20 protein-coding genes are annotated in these 23,712 nt (G+C 46.1%); 11 read left to right on the top strand and 9 right to left on the bottom strand.

The window, feature by feature from the left end; all coding sequences use genetic code 11:
- The first annotated feature begins 100 nt into the window (after positions 1 to 100).
- The 4 genes from RJ41_RS04770 to RJ41_RS04785 all read left to right on the top strand — a co-directional run bounded on the left by RJ41_RS04770 (position 101) and on the right by RJ41_RS04785 (position 4,434).
- The gene (locus RJ41_RS04770; protein ID WP_039217681.1) at positions 101 to 754 is read left to right on the top strand and encodes a TetR/AcrR family transcriptional regulator; all 654 of its coding nucleotides are present in this window, start codon (positions 101 to 103) and stop codon (positions 752 to 754) included.
- 140 nt (positions 755 to 894) lie between these two features.
- Positions 895 to 1,908 carry an aspartate carbamoyltransferase gene (locus RJ41_RS04775; RefSeq protein ID WP_014948009.1) on the top strand — a complete coding sequence of 338 codons (1,014 nt, stop codon included), beginning with the start codon at positions 895 to 897 and terminating at the stop codon, positions 1,906 to 1,908.
- A 4-nt stretch (positions 1,909 to 1,912) separates the two neighbouring features.
- Complete coding sequence (hemL, locus tag RJ41_RS04780; protein WP_039217683.1) at positions 1,913 to 3,193, top strand: glutamate-1-semialdehyde 2,1-aminomutase; 1,281 nt, start codon at positions 1,913 to 1,915, stop codon at positions 3,191 to 3,193.
- Positions 3,194 to 3,357: 164 nt separating this feature from the next.
- The gene (locus tag RJ41_RS04785; RefSeq protein ID WP_039217686.1) at positions 3,358 to 4,434 is read left to right on the top strand and encodes an adenylate/guanylate cyclase domain-containing protein; all 1,077 of its coding nucleotides are present in this window, start codon (positions 3,358 to 3,360) and stop codon (positions 4,432 to 4,434) included.
- A gap of 87 nt (positions 4,435 to 4,521) precedes the next feature.
- Here the strand turns inward: RJ41_RS04785 and RJ41_RS04790 are convergent, their stop codons facing one another.
- The 4 genes from RJ41_RS04790 to glnK form a co-directional block, all read right to left on the bottom strand.
- A complete protein-coding gene (locus RJ41_RS04790; RefSeq protein ID WP_039217689.1) occupies positions 4,522 to 5,448 on the bottom strand; it encodes a Dyp-type peroxidase in 927 nt (308 codons plus the stop codon).
- Between the two features lie 183 nt (positions 5,449 to 5,631).
- Positions 5,632 to 7,323 (bottom strand): gamma-glutamyltransferase, encoded by a 1,692-nt coding sequence (gene ggt / locus RJ41_RS04795; RefSeq protein WP_039217692.1) that lies wholly within the window; start codon positions 7,321 to 7,323, stop codon positions 5,632 to 5,634.
- A 221-nt stretch (positions 7,324 to 7,544) separates the two neighbouring features.
- A complete protein-coding gene (locus RJ41_RS04800; RefSeq protein ID WP_039217693.1) occupies positions 7,545 to 8,792 on the bottom strand; it encodes an ammonium transporter in 1,248 nt (415 codons plus the stop codon).
- Between the two features lie 32 nt (positions 8,793 to 8,824).
- Entirely contained in the window at positions 8,825 to 9,163 is a 339-nt protein-coding gene (gene glnK / locus RJ41_RS04805) for a P-II family nitrogen regulator (RefSeq protein WP_012516988.1), read from the bottom strand.
- A gap of 242 nt (positions 9,164 to 9,405) precedes the next feature.
- On the opposite strand from glnK, the gene RJ41_RS04810 reads away from it, so the two are divergent.
- Positions 9,406 to 10,260 (top strand): hypothetical protein, encoded by an 855-nt coding sequence (locus tag RJ41_RS04810; protein WP_039217704.1) that lies wholly within the window; start codon positions 9,406 to 9,408, stop codon positions 10,258 to 10,260.
- 49 nt (positions 10,261 to 10,309) lie between these two features.
- Here RJ41_RS04810 and RJ41_RS04815 read toward each other — a convergent pair whose 3' ends face one another.
- On the bottom strand, positions 10,310 to 11,050 hold the full coding sequence (locus RJ41_RS04815) for a helix-turn-helix transcriptional regulator (RefSeq protein WP_240485730.1): 741 nt from the start codon (positions 11,048 to 11,050) through the stop codon (positions 10,310 to 10,312).
- A 165-nt stretch (positions 11,051 to 11,215) separates the two neighbouring features.
- Here RJ41_RS04815 and RJ41_RS04820 point away from each other — a divergent pair, with 165 nt between their 5' ends.
- Both RJ41_RS04820 and RJ41_RS04825 read left to right on the top strand, forming a co-directional pair.
- Positions 11,216 to 12,139: a DUF808 domain-containing protein gene (locus RJ41_RS04820; protein ID WP_039217705.1), complete on the top strand. Its 924-nt coding sequence runs from the start codon at positions 11,216 to 11,218 to the stop codon at positions 12,137 to 12,139.
- Positions 12,140 to 12,776: 637 nt separating this feature from the next.
- Positions 12,777 to 13,061, top strand: coding sequence for a hypothetical protein (locus RJ41_RS04825; RefSeq protein ID WP_039217707.1), 285 nt, complete (start codon positions 12,777 to 12,779; stop codon positions 13,059 to 13,061).
- Between the two features lie 265 nt (positions 13,062 to 13,326).
- Here the strand turns inward: RJ41_RS04825 and mrcB are convergent, their stop codons facing one another.
- Entirely contained in the window at positions 13,327 to 15,678 is a 2,352-nt protein-coding gene (gene mrcB, locus RJ41_RS04830) for a penicillin-binding protein 1B (protein WP_039217709.1), read from the bottom strand.
- Between the two features lie 266 nt (positions 15,679 to 15,944).
- Here mrcB and RJ41_RS04835 point away from each other — a divergent pair, with 266 nt between their 5' ends.
- A complete protein-coding gene (locus RJ41_RS04835; protein WP_039217711.1) occupies positions 15,945 to 17,228 on the top strand; it encodes a lytic murein transglycosylase in 1,284 nt (427 codons plus the stop codon).
- Positions 17,229 to 17,304: 76 nt separating this feature from the next.
- Here the strand turns inward: RJ41_RS04835 and RJ41_RS04840 are convergent, their stop codons facing one another.
- Together RJ41_RS04840 and hrpB are read right to left on the bottom strand one after the other, a co-directional pair.
- Complete coding sequence (locus tag RJ41_RS04840; RefSeq protein WP_039217713.1) at positions 17,305 to 18,129, bottom strand: DUF4198 domain-containing protein; 825 nt, start codon at positions 18,127 to 18,129, stop codon at positions 17,305 to 17,307.
- Between the two features lie 170 nt (positions 18,130 to 18,299).
- The gene (gene hrpB / locus RJ41_RS04845) at positions 18,300 to 20,996 is read right to left on the bottom strand and encodes an ATP-dependent helicase HrpB (protein ID WP_039217717.1); all 2,697 of its coding nucleotides are present in this window, start codon (positions 20,994 to 20,996) and stop codon (positions 18,300 to 18,302) included.
- Between the two features lie 156 nt (positions 20,997 to 21,152).
- On the opposite strand from hrpB, the gene thpR reads away from it, so the two are divergent.
- The 3 genes from thpR (at position 21,153) to RJ41_RS04860 (ending at position 23,167) form a co-directional block, all read left to right on the top strand.
- Entirely contained in the window at positions 21,153 to 21,806 is a 654-nt protein-coding gene (gene thpR, locus RJ41_RS04850) for an RNA 2',3'-cyclic phosphodiesterase (protein ID WP_039217720.1), read from the top strand.
- Between the two features lie 185 nt (positions 21,807 to 21,991).
- Complete coding sequence (gene purU, locus RJ41_RS04855) at positions 21,992 to 22,846, top strand: formyltetrahydrofolate deformylase (RefSeq protein WP_039217723.1); 855 nt, start codon at positions 21,992 to 21,994, stop codon at positions 22,844 to 22,846.
- 87 nt (positions 22,847 to 22,933) lie between these two features.
- Positions 22,934 to 23,167 (top strand): hypothetical protein, encoded by a 234-nt coding sequence (locus RJ41_RS04860; protein WP_039217726.1) that lies wholly within the window; start codon positions 22,934 to 22,936, stop codon positions 23,165 to 23,167.
- A gap of 5 nt (positions 23,168 to 23,172) precedes the next feature.
- Here the strand turns inward: RJ41_RS04860 and RJ41_RS04865 are convergent, their stop codons facing one another.
- Positions 23,173 to 23,691 carry a YgjV family protein gene (locus RJ41_RS04865; RefSeq protein ID WP_039217729.1) on the bottom strand — a complete coding sequence of 173 codons (519 nt, stop codon included), beginning with the start codon at positions 23,689 to 23,691 and terminating at the stop codon, positions 23,173 to 23,175.
- Positions 23,692 to 23,712: the final 21 nt, after the last annotated feature.

Raw genomic sequence — 23,712 nt, forward strand, 5'->3', positions numbered from 1 at the left:
CTTTAGGCTATATTTGCATACTTATTGTGCTATGCTAGTATATAAATACTAGACCGTCCAGTTTGATATTTAAATATTCTGCAATAAAGTGAGAACATACGTGGCAACCACCAAAAAGCAAGGCCGTCCTAAAAGTGAAGAAAAATACCACCTTGTACTACATGCCGCGTCTTGCTTGTTTCTGAAAGAAGGCTTTGCGAATACATCAATGGATACGGTAGCTAAAGCATCGGGCGTGTCTAAACAGACCGTCTACTCTCACTTTGAAAGTAAAGATGCTCTTTTTAAAGCGGCTATTTCATCAAAGTGCAGGTCATATCAACTCGACACTCAACAACTCATAGACGCCACCTCTGGCTCACTTTCTCTGTTTGAATGCTTACAAAAAGTGGGTTGTCAGTTTGTGCGTTTACTACAAGACCCTGAAGCCATCGCCATATTCCGCGTGATTATAGCCGAAGCAGTAAACAGCCCTCACGTAGCTACGCTTTTTTATCAAGCAGGCCCTGAAGCATCGCTCGCTACACTGAGTTCAGTCATTGAGAAATTTGGACAAGGCAGCTTGAATGCTAAGGTTGCACAGCAACTTGCTGTGGACTTTTGCGCACTACTGAAGGGTGAATATCACACCATGATGCTTTGCGGCATACAGTCTCCACTGAAAGACGAAGAGATCACAGCACACGTAAATAGCGCAGCTGAAAAGATTCTCTTACTTTTCACTCACTACACACAGCAAAACGCCAAATGCTGATGCTTTTAAAAAAAGCATTAATCTAGCTTTTACCGTTGGCCAAACTTAACGAAACGTGAGACAAGATTAACCTTGCCCTAATGACTTAATACCAGCGGTATTATAAACTAGCGCCGTTTTCGTTGATGATTGAGAAGCGCATGTCTGACTTTACCGGTAACCACATTCTTTCGGTTAATCAATTCGATCGCGAGGCCATTGAGAAAGTGTTCTCAGTTGCCAATTCCATGCAACCCTATGCCAAACGACAAAAGCGCACAACCGTGCTAGATGGCGCCATTCTCGGCAACCTTTTCTTTGAGCCAAGTACCCGTACGCGAGTTAGCTTTGGTACCGCATTCAACCTTTTAGGTGGCGAAGTAAGAGAAACCACCGGCATGTCGAGCTCTGCGCTTGCTAAGGGTGAGTCATTGTACGACACAGCCCGTGTGCTGAGCGGCTATTCTGACATAATTGCAATGCGACACCCTGCAGCGGGTTCAGTGGCAGAATTTGCCGAAGGTAGTCGTGTACCTGTTATCAACGGTGGTGATGGTGCAAATGAACACCCTACCCAGGCGCTGTTGGACTTGTTCACGATTAAACGTGAACTGGAATACAATGGCCACGGCATTGACGGCTTGCACATCGCCATGATTGGTGATTTGCGCTACGGCCGAACCGTACACTCTTTATCTCGCTTGTTATGTTTGTTTAAAAACATTCGCTTTACGCTCATTTCGCCAAAAGAGCTGGCCATGCCTCAGCCTATCATAGACGCCATCGAAAATGCGGGGCACCAGCTTACGATTACCGATACCCTTGAAGGGAATATGGATGCGGACATATGCTACCAAACACGCATTCAGGAAGAGCGCTTTCCTTCTCAGGAAGAAGCTAACAAATACCGAGGTAAGTTCCGCCTTAATCAGTCGATTTACACGAAACACTTTCAGTCGAAGACCGTTATCATGCATCCACTTCCGCGAGATTCACGTATGGAAGCCAACGAATTAGATAACGATCTAAACCTCAATCCAAACCTCGCCATTTTTAGACAAACCGACAACGGTGTGCTTGTCAGAATGGCTTTGTTTGCGCTTACTCTGGGTGTGGAAAACCTTCTCACTAAGTACGAGCGTGACGTGGTTTGGTACAGCAATAAGAGTAAGTAATTACATGCAAAAATCTGAAGCCCTATTTACCCGCGCCCAAAAAACCATTCCTGGTGGCGTAAATTCACCCGTTCGCGCTTTTAAAGCAGTAGGCGGTACACCTCGCTTCATCACGAAAGCTGATGGCGCTTACATGTGGGATGCGGATGGCAAACAATATATTGACTATATTCAGTCTTGGGGCCCTATGGTTCTTGGTCACAATAACGCTCAAATTCGCGAAGCGGTAATTGAAGCGTCGTATAACGGCCTATCTTTCGGTGCACCTACCGAAGCTGAAGTGCTCATGGCCGAACTTGTCAGTGAATTAGTTCCTTCAATGGAAATGGTGCGCATGGTGAACTCGGGCACAGAAGCCACCATGTCAGCCATCCGTCTTGCTCGCGGCTACACCAGCAGAAACAAAATTGTTAAGTTTGAAGGCTGCTATCATGGGCATGCGGACTCACTTCTAGTGAAAGCAGGCTCTGGCGCACTAACCCTTGGTGTGCCAAGTTCACCAGGTGTTCCAGCAAATGTTGCTGAGCATACGCTTACCGTTGAATACAACAATCTAGATAGCGTTCGAGAAATCTTTGAAGCTCACGGCGATGATATCGCCTGCATTATCGTTGAACCTGTCGCAGGTAACATGAACTGTATCCCTCCTGTGGAAGGCTTCCTTGAAGGACTTCGCGCTATTTGTGACCAATATGGCAGCATATTGATTTTTGATGAAGTAATGACAGGCTTCCGCGTATCTCGCGGCGGGGCGCAAGAGCGTTACAACATCAAACCAGACCTGACTTGCTTGGGTAAAGTCATTGGCGGCGGCATGCCAGTGGGCTGTTTTGGTGGCCGTCGTGACATTATTACTCATATCGCGCCAACTGGACCTATCTACCAAGCAGGTACGCTTTCAGGTAACCCGGTTGCCATGGCCGCAGGTCTTGCTGCATTAACCCAAATTAAACAGCCTGGCCTTTACGACTCTATCTTTGAGAATACACAAAAGCTCGTTGATGGGTTCCAAGCGCTGGCTGACAAACACAATATTAGCCTAACTACTAATATTGCCGGCAGTATGTTTGGGATATTCTTTACGGACGTAGAGAAGGTCACTAACTATAAGCAGGCGATTAACTGTAATACCGAGCAGTTTAATAAGTTTTATCACGGTATGTTAGAACAAGGTGTTTACTTAGCCCCAGCGTCTTACGAAGCTGGCTTTGTCTCAAAAGCACACGATGCTGAAGTCATTGAAAAAACTTTGGCTGCGGCAGATAAAGTGTTCTCAACCTTATAAACTATCAGCCCCCTTATCGTTAATTAAAGTTCGGCGCTAACACTTTTGCAAATGTAATCAAAAGTAATGTGTTAACGCCGAATTCTCCTTTATACTTTCTTAGCAGCATAATTTTTGCCCCTTTTTGCTGTTTTTCTGTAGGAAATTGAAAGGTTTGATTAACAATGGATTGGCAAACAAGTGCGTTAAGCGCTCTTATTGTGTATAGCGCTGTTATAAGCATTCTTTACATCAGGCGCAGCAGACGCTTCAAATATCGACTAAGAAAAGCCCTTTCACGCAACACCAGTAAGTATGAAGCCACGCTTCAGGCCGCTGACGAAGCTCGATTTCAGGCTGCCGCCGACGAAGCCATGAAGCTCACTCAAACTTTTCAAAAGTTTGTACCCCGCCAATTCGTTGAGCACATGGCTACGACTGATGTGGATTCATTGGAGCTTGGCTACGCAGCTGAAAACGATGTCGCCATCATGTTTTGTGATATTCGTGGCTTTGCTGGTTTCTCTGAAAGTATTACCCCGCAAGAACTGATGAATTTTCTGAATTCATATTTCACGCGAATGAATGACCCTATCCACCAAAACCGAGGCTTTATTGATAAGTTTATGGGCGACGGCATAATGGCCTTGTTCGACCACCAGGGCGGAACCCCTAAGCAGAAAGCATTGGATGCGGTTCAAGCGGCATTAGATTTACGCAAGGCGTTAACCATCTATAACGGGCACAGAAAAAATTGTGACTATGAACCTATCAATATGGGTATAGGTATTCACTTCGGCCAAGTCATTATGGGAACCGTAGGTTCAGAAGATAGGATGGATACCACGGTGATAGGTGATAGTGTCAATATCGCATCTCGGTTAGAAGCGCTTACCCCTAAGTATCAGGCCGATATAATCGTAAGCGCTCAAGTACTTCAAATAATAGGGCCTGGCTTTCCGATCAAAACCCGACTACTTGACTGGGTGAGGGTAAAAGGGCGAAAAGCGCCTATTGAGATTTATGAAATTCTTAGCCATCTTCCAGAGCAGGAGCAAGATAAAAAACTTGCCGTGCAAACGAAGATTGCAGCGGGCCTGGCGTGTAGAATTAACCAGCAGTGGGAAGAGTCTATCGCGTACTTTGAAACAGCGCTAGCGATTAGCCCTAATGACTCTCTTGTACACCACCATATTGATGTGTGCCGAATTTATAGAAATTTAGACCTTGCGCCTGATTGGGACGGCGCTCTGGTTCTTTAACGTTTATCAAACTGACTTTTTTCGTCGGTCGACTGGGTGTTGAAGCATTTTCTTCTTCCGATGAAGATCTGTTCTTATACAAAGCTCTTAGTTTTCTGAGAGCTTTGCCTGCCGACGAATAAAGCTAATAGAAGGAGCAAAAAACGCAGCACCTGTTTCAGCACTGGTAAAGTCCAACCAGCGGTCGTAGTCGCCCTCTCCGTTGCCATATATTTGGCTGTGAAGCATCTGTTTAAAAGGCCGCGCGCTTGCGCTACAGCTTACGAAAAATAACCCTTGAGAAGCCATGTCGCCGTAGGGCATACCTTGCTTTATCAACCTAGGTTCGTCGCCATCGGGAGCAACTGTGCTTGCCCTAACACAATGCGAAGATTCAGACTGTTCGCTACTTATCAAATTGTGTTCTTGCGTGGTGCCCATCACTTGTTCTTGCTGACGGCTTGAAAGGCTGTTCCAGCGCCTTAAATCGTGCCGAAAACGCTGAACGTGAACATAGCTTCCGCCGCTAAAATCAGGGTCATCTTCGCCAATAATCGCGACTTGTCTACGCTTCATGCCACGTGGATTATCTGCGCCATAGAGAAAACCATTGAGGTCACGGCCATCTAAATACCTAAACCCTCTTATTTGCTCTACCAGTTCTACATGAATACGCAACAAATCCATCACTTCAATGCCAACCGCATGACAAATATCTAACCTATCAGCGCGAATTTGGATAAAGAGGTCACAAGGCATAGTGGGGGCACTTCTATCATCACATTGCATGTCAGGAAAAGGGGCAAGCTCAACAGGTATCAAACCGGGGTATACCTCAGCCCAGTAACCGGTGCCTATAGCCACCACGCCGGTGACCATAGCTTCGTAATGCTCATTCTCGAAATGCTCGAATATATCGAGCACGCGAGATAGCTTGGCGCGTACGGCTTGGCTATCGTCATCAATGACGTTCAGTAACAAATACTGTGCATGTAAATTTGGCTCAGCGCAAAGGCCTTTTTGTGGTTGTGTCATTGCCGCTCTTGTTGTTATTAACGTCTTGTTCTGACGTTTCGCTGCTGGCGATCATTCGCCGCGCTTTGTTGTGCGAACCTTATTGTAAAGTGTAGCGGCTGCTTCAAACTTTGAAACCCTTTAAAGCGAAGCAGCAAACGGGGGAAAAATTAACTCCGCCGCCTATTATTTACTCTAGTGTGCTTAATAGCCCGCGGCTTGTCCATCTTTTCGCGTTTCTGAAGCGCCAAAATAGACACCTTTCTGCTCGTCCCAAGCGATAGCCTGATAGCCACCGAACGCGCCTACCACACGTTGAAGCTTATGCCCCCGCTCCATGAGCTCTCGTTGAACGGTTTCGCTGAACCCTGATTCTAAGCTCACATAGCCGCCATCAGTCATTAAGGCGCCCGTTGGGCTACTCGACCCACTGTGCAGTATACGTGGAGCATCCCCCGCTTCCTGCAAATTCATTCCAAAGTCGAGAATGTTTACAATAATTTGTGCATGCATTTGAGGCTGAGTTCCGCCCCCCATTACGCCAAAGCTCATTACTGGCTTACCGTTTCTGGTTACAAAAGCCGGAATAATGGTGTGAAATGGACGCTTTCCTGGGCGATATTCATTAAAGTGCCCTTCTTCAAGGGTAAACATCTCACCTCTATTTTGAAGAATAAAACCTAGCCCTGGAGGTGTCATGCCCGAGCCCATTCCGCGGTAGTTACTTTGAATTAAGGACACCATATTGCCCTCTTTATCAGCAACGGTCAGATAAATGGTATCCCCCTCATAAATACCCGCATCAACGCGATTCGCTGCGCGTTCATTATCAATGAGTTTCTGACGCTTAGCGGCGTACTCTTTCGAAATCAGCCAGTCGACAGGGATATCGTTAAAGTCTGGATCCGCATAGAACTTAGCGCGATCTTCAAAGGCGAGCTTCTTTGCTTCCACAAAAGTATGAATGTAGTCAGCTGAGTCAAACCCCATTCCTTCTATGTCATAGTGCTCAAGCACATTAAGGATCTGTAGTGCCGCTATACCTTGTCCGTTCGGCGGAAGCTCCCAAATATCGTAGCCGCGATAGTTAGCGGAAACAGGCTCTACCCACTCTGAGGTATGCGATGATAAATCTTGATATGACAAAAAGCCGCCTTGAGACTTCATGTAAGCATCGATAGTGCGCGCGATATCGCCCTTATAAAAAGCATCTCGCCCACCTGTTGCAATCTTTTCATAGGTCACAGCTAACCCAGGATTTTTAAAAACATCGCCTTTTTGCGGTACTTTCCCGTCGATAAGAAAAGTCTCTGCGAAGCCGTCATAGTGACCAATTCGCTCTTGATTCATCTGCCAGTAATAGGCAATGACTTCTGAAACAGGAAACCCCTCACGGGCATATTTGATAGACGGCGTAAGCAGCGCAGACATGGGCAGCTTGCCAAATTTTTCGTGTAGTGCAAACCAGCCATCTACAGCGCCAGGGACAGAAACGGGTAGCGGACCAAATTTTGGAATTTGATGTAAACCACGCTCGGCAAACACCGCTTTGGTTAACTGTCTGGGTGAACGGCCAGAAGCATTTAAACCCACCAATTTTTCATCTTTTGCATCCCACACAATAGCAAATAGGTCGCCGCCAATACCGCTGCCTGTAGGCTCAACTAAACCTAACATGGCGTTGGCTGCAATAGCTGCATCAACTGCACTGCCGCCTTGTTTTAAAATATCCAACGCCACTTGCGTAGCTAATGGTTGGCTCGTTGCTGCCATGCCGTTCTTTGCAATAACTTCTGAACGACTTGCAAAGGGATGCCCCGTTATTCTGTCATAGCCCAAACAACTGATACTAAAGAAAGCTAGTATCAAAGGTAGAAGTCGCACACTTGCAATCATAACCGTCCTTTTACTAAAACGTCGCCGATAATAAATCTAGCGTTAGTCTGTCGATTCATAGTGTAGCGTTATTGTCACATTACGCCTAGGCTCTTTTCCTAAGCTCAGTAATGGTCTTAAAACACATTGCATGAAACGAAAAAAGCCCCGCATTAGCGGGGCTTAAATGAAGTAATAAGGCATTATTGTTATTGTTGTTTCGTTGCCTAATCGAGACTCTCTTACGAACGGCTGCTTGTGAAGTCTGGGTATGCTTCCAGACCGCATTCGCTCATGTCTACGCCGTCGAATTCTTCTTCTTCGCTCACACGTATACCCATAACCGCTTTAATCACTAGCCATACAACTAGGCTCACTACGAATACCCATACAAAGATAGTCGCTGCACCAATTAGCTGACCAGAGATGCTTGAACCATCGTTAGTGAAAGGTACAAGGATAAGACCTAGAAGACCTACCACACCGTGAACTGAAATTGCGCCCACTGGGTCATCAATTTTTACTTTATCAAGCGCAACGATGCTAAGCACTACTAGAATACCACCAAGGCCGCCGAACAGCGTAGCTTGTAGAGGCGTTGGCGTAGATGGCTCAGCTGTGATTGCCACAAGACCAGCTAGCGCACCGTTTAGTACCATAGTTAGGTCAGCTTTACCGAATAAAATGCGTGCTACGATAAGTGCAGCAATTGCACCACCAGCCGCTGCAGCGTTCGTGTTCATAAATACAATCGCTACTGAGTTTGCACTTTCAACAGTTGCAGTAGCCAGTACTGAACCGCCGTTGAAGCCAAACCAACCCATCCACAGGATAAATGTACCTAAAGTTGCAAGCGGTAAGTTTGCACCTGGAATCGCGTTTACTTTACCGTCAGCTGTGTATTTACCCTTACGAGCACCAAGCACAAGAACACCAGCAAGAGCAGCAGCTGCACCAGCCATGTGAACAATACCTGAACCTGCAAAGTCAGAGAAACCAAGGTCACCAAGCGTATACATACCGAATACAGCTTCGCCGCCCCATGTCCAAGCACCTTCCATTGGATAGATGAAGCCCGTCATAACAACTGCGAACGCTAGGAATGCCCAAAGCTTCATACGCTCAGCTACCGCACCAGATACGATAGACATTGCTGTTGCAACAAATACTACTTGGAAGAAGAAGTCAGCAGAAGGTGCATAGGTTGCTGGCTCTTCAGCGACACCTGTTGCGCCATCAGCCATGATACCGCTTAGGAATGGACCCCAGTCGCCACCACCGTACATAATGCCGTAACCGCAAATCATGTACATAGTGCAGGCGATAGCAAATAGCGCTACGTTTTTAGTTAGAATTTCTGTGGTGTTTTTCGCTCGAACAAGACCTGCTTCAAGCATCGCAAAACCCGCAGCCATCCACATAACTAATGCACCGCAGATTAGAAAATAAAAGGTATCTAGCGCATACCCAAGTTCAAAAGTGATTTCCATTATGGTTTTCTCCGCAAATATATCGTTGTGGCTTACAGCGCGTCGCTATCCGACTCACCAGTTCGAATACGAACGGCGTGTTCAAGGTCGTAAACAAACACCTTGCCGTCTCCAATTTTGCCTGTTTTGGCAGCGCCAACGATGGCTTCTACCAGGCGCTCTACTTGATCATCCTGAACAGCAATTTCCAGTTTGACTTTAGGTAGAAAATCCACCTGATATTCCGCTCCGCGGTAAAGTTCAGTGTGTCCTTTTTGACGTCCAAAGCCTTTCACTTCGGTCACGGTCAAACCGTCGATGCCGATTTCTGAAATGGCTTCACGAACATCGTCTAGCTTGAACGGCTTGATGATCGCTGTGACTAGTTTCATGAGTTGCTCCCAGTTTATTTTGGTTATTCTGTGATTTATGGTCGTGTTTCCAACTATCGGAAGATAAACCAAGAGCCATGCCACAAATGATTAACCATAAAAATCATATACATACACACAAACGCTTCATGAACGCACAAAAATAATGCACACAAATGGTGCACCGATAAAAATTTGCCCAATTATGAAGCGGTATGAGGTTGCGGTAAGGTGAGAAGACTAAAAAGTGCGATGAAATTAGGATGGAACTATTCGATAGGGCCCATGGTCTGTTGTTTACTATGACGACTATCACCCCATCTTTCTTTGCGCCTGAGCGCAGCATTGACCACCATTCCGTTGCAAAGAAAACGGCGTGGCGCCCACTATTAATTTCGGGCTGTGCACATGTGTTTGGGGTCATCGTAGTGGTCATACTTTCTCAGATGGGCATCAACAACCAAAAAGCACGAGTAAATGTTTTGGAGCAAACGCCGGAGATAAGCGCCAGACTGTACTATCCCCCCGTTCCACGCCCTCCTGCACAAGCTAAACCACAAGAAACTAAACCAAACGATGTTTCCCCTAAAAGGCAAGAAATTGAGTTGAAGCCTGACGCAACCAAAGCGACTGAAGCACTTGATAGTAAGAATGAAATTGTAGAAAGTCCTGCGCCCAAAAAGCAGAAAAATGCTGAGCCCGATACACAGCAGGTACCCATTGAAAGTAAGTCGACGAATACACTGCCGTCGCCCACTTTATCAAAAGACGCAAATCGGCGCGCAGGCTCGTTGAACCTATCGGTAAAAGATGGCGCAGCCCTCTACTTTGAAAAGTATCACAGTGACAAAGTCGCTGAAGACGCTGAACAAGCAGCAAAGGCATTTCAGGAGCGTAAAAATAGTCCTGTGCTTAGCGGGCCAAGCACACAGCAAATACAAGCTAATGAAAATCGACGCCCTTCAAAACGGGTAAATTGTAGCAGTACGACCAATAAAACCTTGGCGATATTAAGTGGTTTTACAGGTGGAACCTTAGAATGCACCAAAATGGACGACCACAAACGTTTCATAGAAGCCAGACTCAATAAACTTCCTAAAGACGAAGAGATTAACTAGTTGTCTCTATCAACGATTTACCGTCATGTGAGGTAAGCCCTTATCACAGTCACTTTCTTTTGAAAAACTTAGGGGGTTGCCCGAAATACGCTTTGAACCGTCGACTGAACGCTGCAACATCTTCGTATCCTGTTAGCTGAGCTATACCCAACATTGGCGTATCAGTATTTCTAAGCAGCGCTTTAGCCTTTTCCATCCTCACTTTTACGAGGTAATCTCGTAAACTATGTCCGGAGGCTTCTTTAAAGCGTTTTTTGAATTGCGTGGTTCCCATGCAGGCAAGTCCAGAAAGGTTCTTTACTGAATGCTCACCGCCTACATCACTATGGATATGGCTTAATACTCGAGTCATGCCTTTACCTGTCGCACTCCCTACTTCGCTCTTCGCAAGTAATACCTGAAACAATTCAGCCACTTCACTGTGACCATAAAAAGCGTAATGCGTTAATTGTACTTCAACAAAGCTTAAAAATGCCTGAAGCGCACTATTAACTTGGAATATTGGTGAGTGTTTGTCTTGAAGCTGCACCGGTACCGATAACAAATCAGCTACCACAAACTTAGCGTTTTCGTTTGCGCTAAAGTCGTGTATTTCATGTGGTGCGATGCACACCCCCTCTCCAACACCAACATTACCTGTATAGCAATCTTGCGCTATTTCTATATGTCCATTAATAGGCAAAACCAATTGATAATAGGGGTGTGCGTGACTTCGTACCGTTCTGGTATAGGAACGAATTGAAAGTGATGGAAGTTCTGTCTCTTCGTTTATTTCACTATCGTTACTCACAATGATTTCAACCTTTTATCTGAATTCGTACTATTCATAAGTTGCCAAAGGTAAGATCCTGCGCGTATTCTCTGCATACCGCAACGACTTATCGCTTCTTGATTTGCTATGTTAGTGAAACATAAAGCAACAAACTTTATAACAACAAACACAAGGAAAATCACTTTGGCCGCAGCTAACTTACTTGCCCTACTTGATGATATAGCAACGTTAATGGACGACATCGCAACCATGTCGAAAGTCGCTGCGCAAAAAACAGCGGGTGTTTTGGGCGACGATCTAGCGGTAAACGCCGACCAGGTCCAAGGCGTCAAAGCAGACCGAGAGCTACCTGTTGTTTGGGCAGTAGCAAAAGGCTCACTTATTAATAAAGCAATATTGGTTCCTGCGGCATTAGCTATCAGTGCTTTTGTGCCCTCACTTATAACCGTCCTTTTGGTACTGGGCGGGTTATATTTATGTTTTGAAGGTGCAGAAAAACTGTTGCACAAATATCTTCCCCACGAAGATGAAGAAAAAACACGAGAAGCCAGAATAGAAGCGCTCACCCACGAAGATGTGGATATGGTTGCTTTTGAGAAAGATAAAATTAAAGGCGCTATACGCACTGACTTCATACTGTCTGCTGAAATTATTGTCATTGCATTAGGTACTGTGACCGATGCAACACTTACTACGCAAATCGGCGTACTGGTAGCACTAAGCTTAGCGATTACTCTTGGCGTTTATGGGCTGGTAGCGGCACTAGTTAAAATGGACGATGTTGGGCTTTACATGCTTCGCAAGTCGTTAACAGGATCAATGAACACCCTTCAACGATTTATTGGCAGAGCGTTATTAGTTACCGCCCCCGCACTAATGAAGACTCTTGCGGTAGTAGGTACTGTAGCTATGTTTTTGGTAGGCGGTGGCATACTCACTCACAGCATCGGCTTTTTGCACATTGTTACCGACTGGTTTACCGCACTTATCCCAGACGCATCGCTGGTTATGTCTATACTTGCTGATGGTGTTGTTGGTATTGCTGCTGGTGTGCTCATTGCGCTAATAGTGACTATGGTTTCACAATTTAGAAGTAAAGCGTCCTAAACCTATTCACTCTTTTTTATACCAATCCGCATAGATAATTGCCCACTCAGAAGGCGCTGGCAAGTTTCCTAGCAAAGCGTGGGAATGCAGGAATGGCTGTTCCCTTTCAAATTCCCAGAATGAAGCTAGGAAGCTTGCCAGACCTTCCCGAAGGGCGAGTTTAAAATGTCCGTACTCTTTGTTGTGTCACCTTGATGTAGAACCACTATACCTGCGGTAACACGCCGCGATTACGAACATTTTAACTCTCGCTGAGTGGGTAATGATCTATGCGGATTGGTATTACATTGGCGGCGCTGCTCTTTTTATAGACTAGCGCCCCTATTTTTGACCTGTCTCATGGTCACCAGTGTCGCTGCTCGAATGTTAAAAAATTTGCGTTAGTCATTTTGACCACCTCCATATCAAACTCGCCAAATTTTAGCTTTTCTATTATTTTACATTTTCACACCCGCTCTCCGACAAAAAATAAAAATCATTAATTTCAGCTACTTGTGCATTTTTTACGAGTTGGCACATCCCTCGCTATAAACTAATTGTTAATTGATAACGACTTATTATCGAAACCTTTAGCAACATGATAGCTGCCACGCAGTATGTTCAAGTGCAGTGTCTAACTTAATTTTTGGAGATTACTATGTTTATTGGTCGCAAAACTTTCACTGCACTAACTTTAGCAACTAGCGTATTGGGCGCATCAGCGTTCGCTGACGACACTCAGAACAACATTGTTTCGCATACAGATTCGATCGTTGAAAGCGCCATGCACGACGTAAAGCAGAACTTAGACCTAGCCGTGACTTATGACGTGTTAACTGCAAGCCATACGTTTGAGCCAGAAGTAGAAGAAGCGAATGCATTGGTTGCTGACGTTACTATTACACCGATTGAGCCTATCAGCTCAGACGATAACGACGCATAAGGAGAATGCATATGTTAACCGCCGCAACCCTATTTATGGTGGTACTCGGACCGGTTATTGCGTTTGTAGTAAGTGCGCTGGTGTTTTCAACAGCGCGCCTATTCCTTCAGAAAGGTCACTGAAAACGCAATAAAAACAAATAGGACCTAACCGACTACCGCTAACAAATTTGCCTCCCTGGGCCTTTTACTCCAGAGGGAGATAGAAAGCACTGACAGTATCCCAGCCAAGTGATTGTGTTTTCTATCTTCTTACTGGAGCTTTTTTATCCGAATATCCGTTCCCACCAGCTTTTATCATCCTTGTCGCTGTCTTTGTCTACAGGGCGGCCTGAGCAATCTTGTTGAGGTGGAGGAAGCACATCCAAAATAGCCGGTACGCTTAAACTCCCAGCGCACCCTGCAACCACAACTGCGCCGGTCTTGGCGTCAAAATGTGCAATGCCTAAGCCTTTAGGGAAACGCCTTGATAATGACTTGGGCGACTGAGATTTCATGTAGTTTATAAAGACGGGCAAGGCACCACCTGCACCGGTCAAATTAACCGGTTGGTTATCATCGTTGCCTACCCAAACCGTAACCACATTGTTTCTATCGAAGCCACTAAACCAGCTATCGCGGTAATCGTCTGTGGTGCCCGTTTTGCCAGCCATATTCACATTGCCAAAATTCCAGCCGATACGCTTCGCAGTGCCTTCGGTAGTTACTTTATACAAGGCATAGTTGAGCAAATAGGTCGCCGCTTCATCGGTGCGCTGAGCAAAAAACTCCGCCTTTTTCCAAAGCAGCGCGTTGTCTGCTGTTACTACAGAAGTCACCGTATGAAGAGGTATATAACGCCCATCATTTGATAGGGTCTGATACATTTGATTGGTACTAAATGGTGTCAACTCAAAAGCACCAAGGGTCAACGACGGTACTTTATCTACGGGGGTGGTTACCCCTAATCGCTCTATCGTATCGGCTAACGCATCAAGCCCTATCTGCATGCCTAAATTAACCGTAGGTATGTTCAAAGACTCGACTAGCCCTTGAAGTAAAGGCACTTGGCCTCTGAACTCTTTATCGTAGTTTTGCGGCGACCACGTTTTTCCATTTCGACTTTCAAGGGTAATGGGCTCGTCTTTAAGCGGCGTTGCCAGGTTAAATTGTGTAGGATCTTCTAGTGCGGTTAAGTAAACCGCAGGTTTAATCAACGAGCCTATAGGGCGTTTTGCGTCTAGTGCTCGGTTAAAGCCTTTGAACGCAAAGTCTTTTCCGCCAACGATAGCGCGTACTTCACCACTTGCACTATCTGTGACTACCATTGCGCCCTGTAAGGGTACTTTCCTGTCTTTTTGCAAACCGTCTAGCGTACCCGACAATGCACTTTCAGCGCGGCGCTGGGCTACGATATCAAGTGTTGTAAACACTTTTACGCCCGAATCTCTTAAGCTAGGCTCAGCCAGAATTTCATTGAGTTCCCGACGAACCTGCTCCATGAAAGCAGGGTGTTTACCGCTTGCTAAGCTAGCCCCACTGGCGAGCCCTAACGGCATATTCACAAAACGTTCGTAGTCTTGACGACTAATTTCATTTTCATCAAACAGCATGCGCAACACTAAATCACGACGCTCTTTCGTGCGCTCAGCATATTTGCGTGGGTTGTAATAAGATGGGCCTTTAATAATAGCAACCAACGTGGCTATTTCGGGCGTACTTAGCTCGTTAGCTGGTCGGTCAAAATAGAAATAGCTAGCAAGTCCAAAACCATGTACGGCCATATCGCCATTTTGCCCCAAAAACACTTCGTTTAAGTACGCTTCAATAATTTCTGATTTGCTGTAACGGGCATCAATGATCACCGCCATAATGGCTTCTTTTGCCTTACGCACAATGGAGCGCTCACGGGTTAAAAACATGTTTTTAACCAGCTGCTGCGTTAGCGTACTCCCGCCTTGAACCGTTCTACCGGCTGCAATATTTGCCATTAGAGCCCGCAATATTGAAAGCGGCGCAACGCCATGGTGATTATAAAAATTGCGGTCTTCCACCAGGGTTAGCGCTTTTGGCAACATCTCAGGAATGGTGTCTAACGTTACCAGCATACGGTCTTCTTGAGACCCGCTTGTCATGCGCGTTACTAACCAGGGTTCTAGCTTTGCAGAACCATACGGGCGGCCTTGCGACTTGTCATAAATTTCCCCAATACGTGCACCTTCCCACGTGATCACTAAATGTCGCAGAGGCTCTGCGCCTTCTGGAAACTGAAACGCACGGCGCTGCACAGTCAGCACCTTATTTTGATAGCTATATTCACCGCTACTGTCGGCAAAGGTTACCTTGCGGTAGCCCAGCAAATTGAGCTCATCAATGACTTCTTGGGGCGTTATCTCTTCACCTTTGCTGATTTCCAACGGACGGGCGAAGATCTGCGCGGGAACTTCCCATTTATTTCCAGAGAACGCATGCTTAATTTGGGCGTCAAGGTAGAAGGCATACGCCCCAAGCACAACTAAACCAATAAGAGTGACTCGCCAAAACAGTTTGAAAAACCACGAGCGCTTGGCCGAGCCTTTGCCATTGCTTGATGTTTTACTTTTTGAAGATGGATTGTCTTTTGTCTGTCTTTTTGCCACGTGAAAACGCCATGAAGATCATTAAGGATGACATCGCACATAATGCGATATGGATTTAACAAACGCCTTTAAAACGTTAGTTTTAATAGTATCAACATTATCATTCGGGCCGCCTCTCAACAACTGTTTCCAAATATGCACACTCCGAATTGTATACTTCTAAAACGTCCCATGGCGCTAATATGTTGAAGGACTAAAATGAATTTTACTCGCGTTTCACGGTCACAATGCGATAGCATGCTGGCAAGTAACACAGGAACCGTACTATGCGCTTAGCTTCATTTAAGTCTTCTTTTTTCTCTATTCGTTCGCCTAAAGAGACCAAGTCTTACGCCTCATTTCTTCGACCGTCACTTCGCATGTCTATGGCGCTGCTTCTCGCGGGTGCGACAATGAATTCAGCGCTAGCCAATGAACAATTCGCTAGCTGCACCGCAGCGCTTGCTGATAAAGCCAAGCAGGAAGGGGTTAGCCAGCAAACTATCGATGACGTGTTTCCTCGTCTTGTTCACCAGGACCGCGTGATAGAGCTAGACCGAAGCCAACCAGAATTTGTACAAACTTTTCCAGGGTACTTCAGCAAGCGCGTTACCGACTGGCGTACCGAAAAAGGTAAAGAGATGTATGCAAAGCACGACAAGCTTTTGCATAAGCTAAGTGAAAAATACGGCGTGCCTCCTCATTACCTGCTTGCTTTTTGGGGGCTAGAAACAAACTTTGGCTCTTATAAAGGCAAAATGCCGGTACTCGATTCGCTTGCCACTTTGGCTTGTGATAAGCGACGAAGCACCTACTTCACCCAAGAGTTTCTTGTTGCTGTGAAATTGATGGAGCGAGAGAAGCTGCAAAAAGAAGAAATGATTGGCTCGTGGGCCGGTGCCATGGGGCACACCCAATTTATGCCTTCGGCCTATACACACTACGCTATTGATGGCGATGGCGACGGACAAATTAACTTGTGGGCAAGTGAAGAAGATGCGTTGTCTTCTGCGGCAAACTTCCTTGCTAATCTTGGTTGGGAACGAGCTTTCCGCTGGGGTCGTGAAGTGCAACTGCCTGAGAACTTTGACTATCAAGAGTCAGGCTATAAAAATAGAAAATCTCTCAGTGAATGGCACGCCCAAGGCGTGAAAAAAGCTGATGGTTCTGAATTGGGCGAAGGCGATACTACAGCCTATGTTATTGTGCCAGCTGGTCACAACGGACCCGCCTTTATCGCCTACAAAAACTTCCGCGTTATTATGCGCTGGAACAACTCAGAGTTTTATGCCATTGCCGTGGGTGTATTGGCCGACCGCATCGCTGGCGCGTCTGGCATTAAAGCCACGTTACCTGATCTACCTGCGTACAATCGCAAAGATATTATTGCCCTTCAAAGCAAGCTGAATGATTTGGGCTTTGATGTGGGTAAGCCTGACGGCATTATTGGCCCCGCCACCCGCGAAGGCATTCGCAATTACCAAATTAGTAACAACATGATTGCGGATGGGTTCCCAGGACTTGAAGTGATGGCTGCACTTAATATCGACCTTGAAACGACGACTTCTTAAATTTCATATATGATGCGCCATTTCTGGCGCGCATTCACTGTTTGGTATTTTCATTGGCCTACAAGGTGTAAACCACTCACTTTGTTGGTGACTGAAAGTACTCAAACGTTAGGCTTGAAAAATAGGTTTCGAAATCTGCAGCCGAGCTATTTGTAAGTGGGACTCCCCAAACTGTATTCAGAATTACAGGTCCTTCGACGTCAAATTTAAATGTCGCCTTGCCCTCACTATCCGTTTTAACCGCTTGCTCTTTAGCGCTGTGATCAACCAAGGAATACGCATCAATAAGCGCGTTACTCAAAGGCTTACCTTTAAATAATACCTGAACAGATAGCGTATTTCCTGCAAGCTTGTAAGGATGTTCAAGAGGCACTATTTCCAATGTGTGGCCAATGGGTTTTAATACGTTGTTCGTTACCGCGTCACCAACTTGTACAATGGTTTTCGCCTTTCTAGAGTACAGCTCTTTGCCGGCGATATCGTTTTGTCCCCTCGCCTCGCGGTGCGCCAATACCTCAGTTAAGCCTTCTTCTTTTGCATACTGATTAAACTTCTTCGCTTTTAATGTGCTTGTGGCGTGATAGCTTTCAAACCCTATGACGTGAGTACCGGATGGGAGCTTGGTTGTTTTTGCCATGCCCGGCAGCATTGAGGTTTTAGGTACAACACTGGCAGCCATATCAGCCACACCGTCAAAAGAGTAGGTGCGCAACGCGACTATTCTATCCCATGCAAGGTTCCAATGAGAGGTATCTTCCTTATGACCCACTTTAAACTGCAATGCCAGCGAATTCGGTTCTTGAGAACGATATGCTGTGGGTTCTAGCCAAAAATCGTGAGCTTGGGCGCTTAGAGATAGAGCAAACAGAATCCCCGCTGCAGTTAAACTGATTAATTTCATAACTTTAGGTTACCTACATAAACGTTAGAGACTTCAACTATCAACTTAGCTTAGTTTCTCATGTGTAACCACTGTCGGTAAAAGCAGACTATGCGAGAGGCGGGCTTATAGCCAGCTGCTCTTGTTTAAAACCACTTGAAAATGATGATTCGTGTAGCCGTATCGGCGCGCTACATATGCTTTTTTGTTTTGCTGGTCGGCGATGCATTTGCGGGGTCATCTGGCCAAAAGTGCTTTGGATAGCGCCCCTTCATTTCTTTTTGTATTTCCTTATAACTGCCATGCCAAAAGGCGGCTAAATCACTGGTGGTTTGTAATGGCCTACCTGCTGGCGAAAGCAGCTCACATACAACGGTAATTCGCCCATCCGCTATCGTTAATGGCGTGCCTTGAGAATATAACTCTGGCATTTTGACCGACAGCACCACATCTCCATTATCGCGATAATCCAGGCTAGCCTCTCTGCCGGTTGGAATAGTCACGTGAGTTGGCAAGAGTGTGGCTAAGGCATCTTGCTGAGGCCAAGAAAGACCATTATTCAAGGCTGTTTTCCACGGTAACTGCTTAAGGTTTTTGATGTTTTTACAGTTTTTTAAGGCAGGCGCTAAACTGTCTTTGGCATTCTGCACGAGAGCGTTCAATGACAACGGCCACGGATCGGGTTCATCGAAGGCTTTGTCTTGTGGCAAATTAAGATTCCCAGCCATTGCCACTCTTCGCCACCATTGCCAGTCTGCGTCAGAAAGCGGCCAGCTTGATAGAGGAAGTGCATCAAGATAGGCGAACCATGCGTTGCATAACGCATCATCCCAGAATGCTTTTTCACGACTTTTTTCCTGCCCCGAAACCGGTGTGCTATTTAGGGTTATCTCATAAAAGCCCGTACTTACTCTGGCTTCCATTACCCCAGTATCGCTGTTAAGAATAACGCTGCGCTTTTCTTTGAACGCGTCAGGAAAGGCTAAACGCAACCAGCTTTCACGCACTGGCTGTGCCAAGCGTATTGCCACCGTGCTTTTTATCAGCTGCCCGTCGAGCACTGCCAGCCATGGTCCATCGCCATTTTCACTCTCATTAAAAATGGACGCACTGCCAGCGGCAGTGAGCTCTGCACCTTTGCCACTTGCCAGTTTGTATTCGACTATACCGGTCTTAGGCTTACCGTTTGTTTTATTCGAGCTCTCTGCCGATTTATCTGGCGCACTGCGCCTAAAGCCCACCTGCAAAGGAAATGCGATAGCGATACAAAGCCCAAGGGCTTGCTCGTCTAGTTCGTTAATATCAGGCTTAAAGCGTTGTGCTTTTCCATCATTATTTTGCACGTAGCGCGCATAACGGGTAGCTTGCTGTGTAAGCTGACTGCGCGTGTTGCTATTGGCGTGGAGCAGCGCATCCATGACATTTGTTGCGCCACCCACACTGATATTACTTTCGCTAAGAGCCACAACAAAGGGAGCAGCGTGGCGAAGCGCTTCGTTGTCATCAGCACAAAGCCCATCAAGGCCTTGTTTAACGGTCAGCAATAAGTGGGCTAAATGGGGCTGACAGGGTAACTGGGCCAGCGCTCTTCCATAGGGAGTAATGCTGGATTGTGAGATAGCATTAACCCGCTGAAGCTTTTGTTGTGCGACCTGCTGCTGCGCTTGTGTAGGCTTCGTCAACAAGGCCAAGGTATCTGGGCTACTGCCCCAGGCTAGGGTATCAAGCAAAAAGCTACTTAAGTCTTCTTTTTCAATTTGCGCCGCATTGTGTTTGGCCAAACGCTCGAAGCTGCTTTTGCTACACAAACGATAGCAGGTTCCGGCCATCACACGCCCCGCTCGCCCTGCTCTTTGAATGGCAGATGCTTGCGAAATGCGCTGCTGAGTAAGAGCCGTAATGTCGCTGGACGGATGATACTGAGCACTGTTTTCCCATAGGCTATCAATAACCACCGTCACGCCTTCAATAGTAAGACTCGTCTCAGCAATATTGGTAGATAATATGATTTTTCGTCTGCCTTGCGGGTCTGGCGTAATAGCGGCTTGTTGCACAGATTTACTTAACGCTCCATAGAGCATGTGAACGGCCATGTCCGCACTTTCAGCTAACCCTTTTATTTCTTTGGCAACCGCATTAATACTTCCTCGCCCAGGAAGGAAAATCAAAATATCACCGTCGTGTTCGCCTACGGCCTGCTTTATGATATTGCAGGTTTTGGGTACTAACTCATGCGCCTGCACATCTTGTGTGTAGCGAATTTCAACGGGAAACATGCGCCCTTGCGTATTCAAGTTCACTACTGGCAGTACGCTATGCGCATTGAGCAACGTTTGAAGGGGTGCTACATCCAAGGTAGCCGACATGACAACTAATCGTAAGTCATCGCGAAGCCCCGACTGTACTTCAAGCGCTAGTGCCAAACCGAAGTCACTGTGAATACTGCGTTCGTGAAATTCATCGAAGACAATAGCAGCTACCCCAGCAAGCTCAGGGTCTTGCTGAATCATGCGAGTCAGGACCCCTTCAGTTATGATCTCAAGCCGAGTGGCAGACGATGTTTTCGACTCCCCCTTAATGCGATAGCCAACCGTTTCGCCCACATTTTCATTTAATTGCCAAGCTAAATAGTCCGCAAGGTTTCTCACCACCACGCGCCGTGGCTGCATAAGTAATATTTTTCCTTTAAGCGATGACTTCAGCAGTGACAAAGGAAGTACGGTGGACTTTCCCGCACCCGGAGGCGCCCCTATGATGACGTTGCTAGCGCCTACAGCTTCTTCAAGCGGCGTAACGAGTTCATAAGCGGGTAAGTGAGAAAACGGCTGTAACATAAAGGGCATAAAGGTGTTATAAGTTGATGGGTATAGTGTACCTGATTTGAGCAATGCACCCGAACATCACTGCTATTTTTTTAAATTTGGCAAATAGCTCAACACTTGCGTCTTGTTTTGGAAATCGCAGGTAGCGCCATGATAAACTTAGGTTTGTATAGACATTAACGTGATGTACAAGCAAAAGGGCAAATTTGAAGGAGGAAAGCTATGCGAAGCTTTATTGGTTTAGATCTTAGCGCCACAGAAAAACTTGCTCTAGATAGCTGGCGCCAACAGGCATTGCCTGAAGTTATGCCCCGTCAATGGGTAAAAAGCGAGTCTATTCGTTCTCGAAAGTCGTCCAATAAGCGCTACGATCACACCAACAGCCAAGGGCCCGCGCAACCGTACGCAGTGCCGGCGGCGAACTTCCACATTACGCTTAGTTTTTTAGGTGAGATAAATCACCGGCAGCACGAAGCACTCGTGTATGAACTCGATCAGCTTATGAGCGAACCCTTTTCTCTAACCCTCGATGCGACGGGATTATGGAACGGTCCTAAGATACTCTTCGCTTCGCCGACAGATGCGCCAAAGGCGCTAGGTGAACTCGCCAAATTGTCGCGAAAAGCAGCCCGCAAGGCGGCAATAGAGGTGGAAAGCAGAGAATATAAGCCTCACGTTACGCTTGTCAGAAAGGCTACGTCGAGCTTGCCTCTTCCCCTTTACAGCCCCAATGTAGACGTTCACGTTTCGGCATTTCACCTGTTTGAGTCTATCTCTACACCGCAAGGGGTAGTCTACCCTATCCGCCAGTCTTGGCCGTTAAAACACAATATGTCGGTAAGAGAAAAGCTGCGCCGTGGGATAACCGACGAGTAAAGGAAAACGCAATACCGTGCTAACTTGGGTAAACCGATGTCCATTTGACTTGCGCCTTTTCAGCTTAAGACCTCGTGTGATTATGAGTTATAGCAATTTCAGCTGGTTTAAAGTACCGCGTCGCCTTTACAACGCATGGCGGCACAGGTAAAAAGAAAGCCTGTTTTTTTATTCAAAGTGCTCAAATGCAACAAACATTTAGATTAGTAATAGACTGCCCAGACCAAATTGGGCTCGTTGCCAGCGTGTCGCAATTTTTGGCCGACCATAACGCTACCATCGTTGAAGCAAGCCATCACACTGACTTACAAACCGGCCGCTTTTTCATGCGCCATGAAATTAGCACCGACTCGCTAAAGTTAGATCATCAAAGCTTTGTTAAAGAATTCACGCCACTTGCTAACGAATATCAGATGAACTGGAAGTTGAGCGACTCCAGCAAAAAACAACGCGTTGCGCTTTTAGCTAGCCTTGAGTCTCACTGTTTAGTTGATCTGCTTCACCGCTGGCATACAGGGGAACTACACTGTGATATTCCGGTTATTATTGGTAACCACCCGCAAATGAAACAGTTTGCAGACTGGTACAAAGTCCCTTTTCATTGGGTAGACTTTAAAGCGTTAGGGAAAGAAGCCGCTTTTGCACAAATCACGACCTTACTTCAAGAATACAAAATTGATCTGACCGTGCTTGCCCGCTTTATGCAGATTTTACCTGATACGCTTTGCCAAGAATTAGAAGGCAAAGCCATTAACATTCACCACAGCTTCTTGCCGAGCTTTGCAGGTGCTAAGCCTTATCAGCAAGCCTATGATCGCGGCGTAAAGTTAATCGGCGCAACCTGTCACTACGTGACTAAAGATTTAGATGAAGGCCCTATTATTGAGCAAAGCGTTAAGCGTATTAGTCACAGTGACAGTGCAGCTGATATGGTACGTAAGGGTAAAGATTGTGAAGTAACGGCATTAGCTCATGGCGTGCGCTACCATTTAGAAGACCGCGTGATTATTCATCGCAATAAGACCGTCGTATTTGCATAACAATGTACTAAGTCATGACCTCAATCAATGCCCAACGCAATGCGTTTTTATAAGCTAGCAGTATGGGTAGTTAAACGATGAGCTGTCATGATAAAAGTTTTGAAATGGATAATGGTCAGTGGTGTTTTGCTTTTTATACTGGGGCACTACATTATCAGCTATTCCGGCCTTCCCGAAAAAATAGGGGTTAAGGGCATTTATCTTGGTGCGTTCTGCATGGCCATTGGACTTGCCATGTCGCTACCTACAAAAATGTACTTAACCTTTCTTTTCGTAACACGTGAAAATCGTTTACGTACGCATACTAATAAAAAGCACTAGCGCTACTACACAGCACTTACGCGTATCGCTTTTCTAAGTCTTAGGTAGTACCACATATTAGAGGCTGCAAAAAGCGCTTCAGTAATGGCTAATCCCCACGTTTGCGTAATTATTCCGTACGCGGTGAAGTTGATGGAGCCAATGATCATGCATACCCTTAAACCCGCTTCCTTGCAGTGAAGTTCACCAAACCGGTATGCCATAAAAGTTAACACCGGCATAGCTTCAACTAAGGACGTTTTACCGGTTAGGTTATTCACCGTCAGCACAATAACCATCATAGCGATTAATGTAATATAGGTTGCCATAGGAGACAGTAGTTTTTGTTTTATTAAACGATAACTGGTACTCAGCCCTGCCACCGTAATAACTGCAGCTCCTCCCCACGCTTGCTCGAAAACCAAAAGTGAGCCAATTGCAATACATAATCCTAAATTCAGTAGCAGTAATTTGCGCTCAGTGTTCGACCAAAAGGAGGCCAAAGCGAATGCAACGGGAAACCCGTGAAGAAGTAATTCAAACATGATGATCACAGTAAAAAAGTC

It is taken from the genome of Alteromonas marina (assembly GCF_000808575.1).
Taxonomy (GTDB): domain Bacteria; phylum Pseudomonadota; class Gammaproteobacteria; order Enterobacterales; family Alteromonadaceae; genus Alteromonas; species Alteromonas marina_A.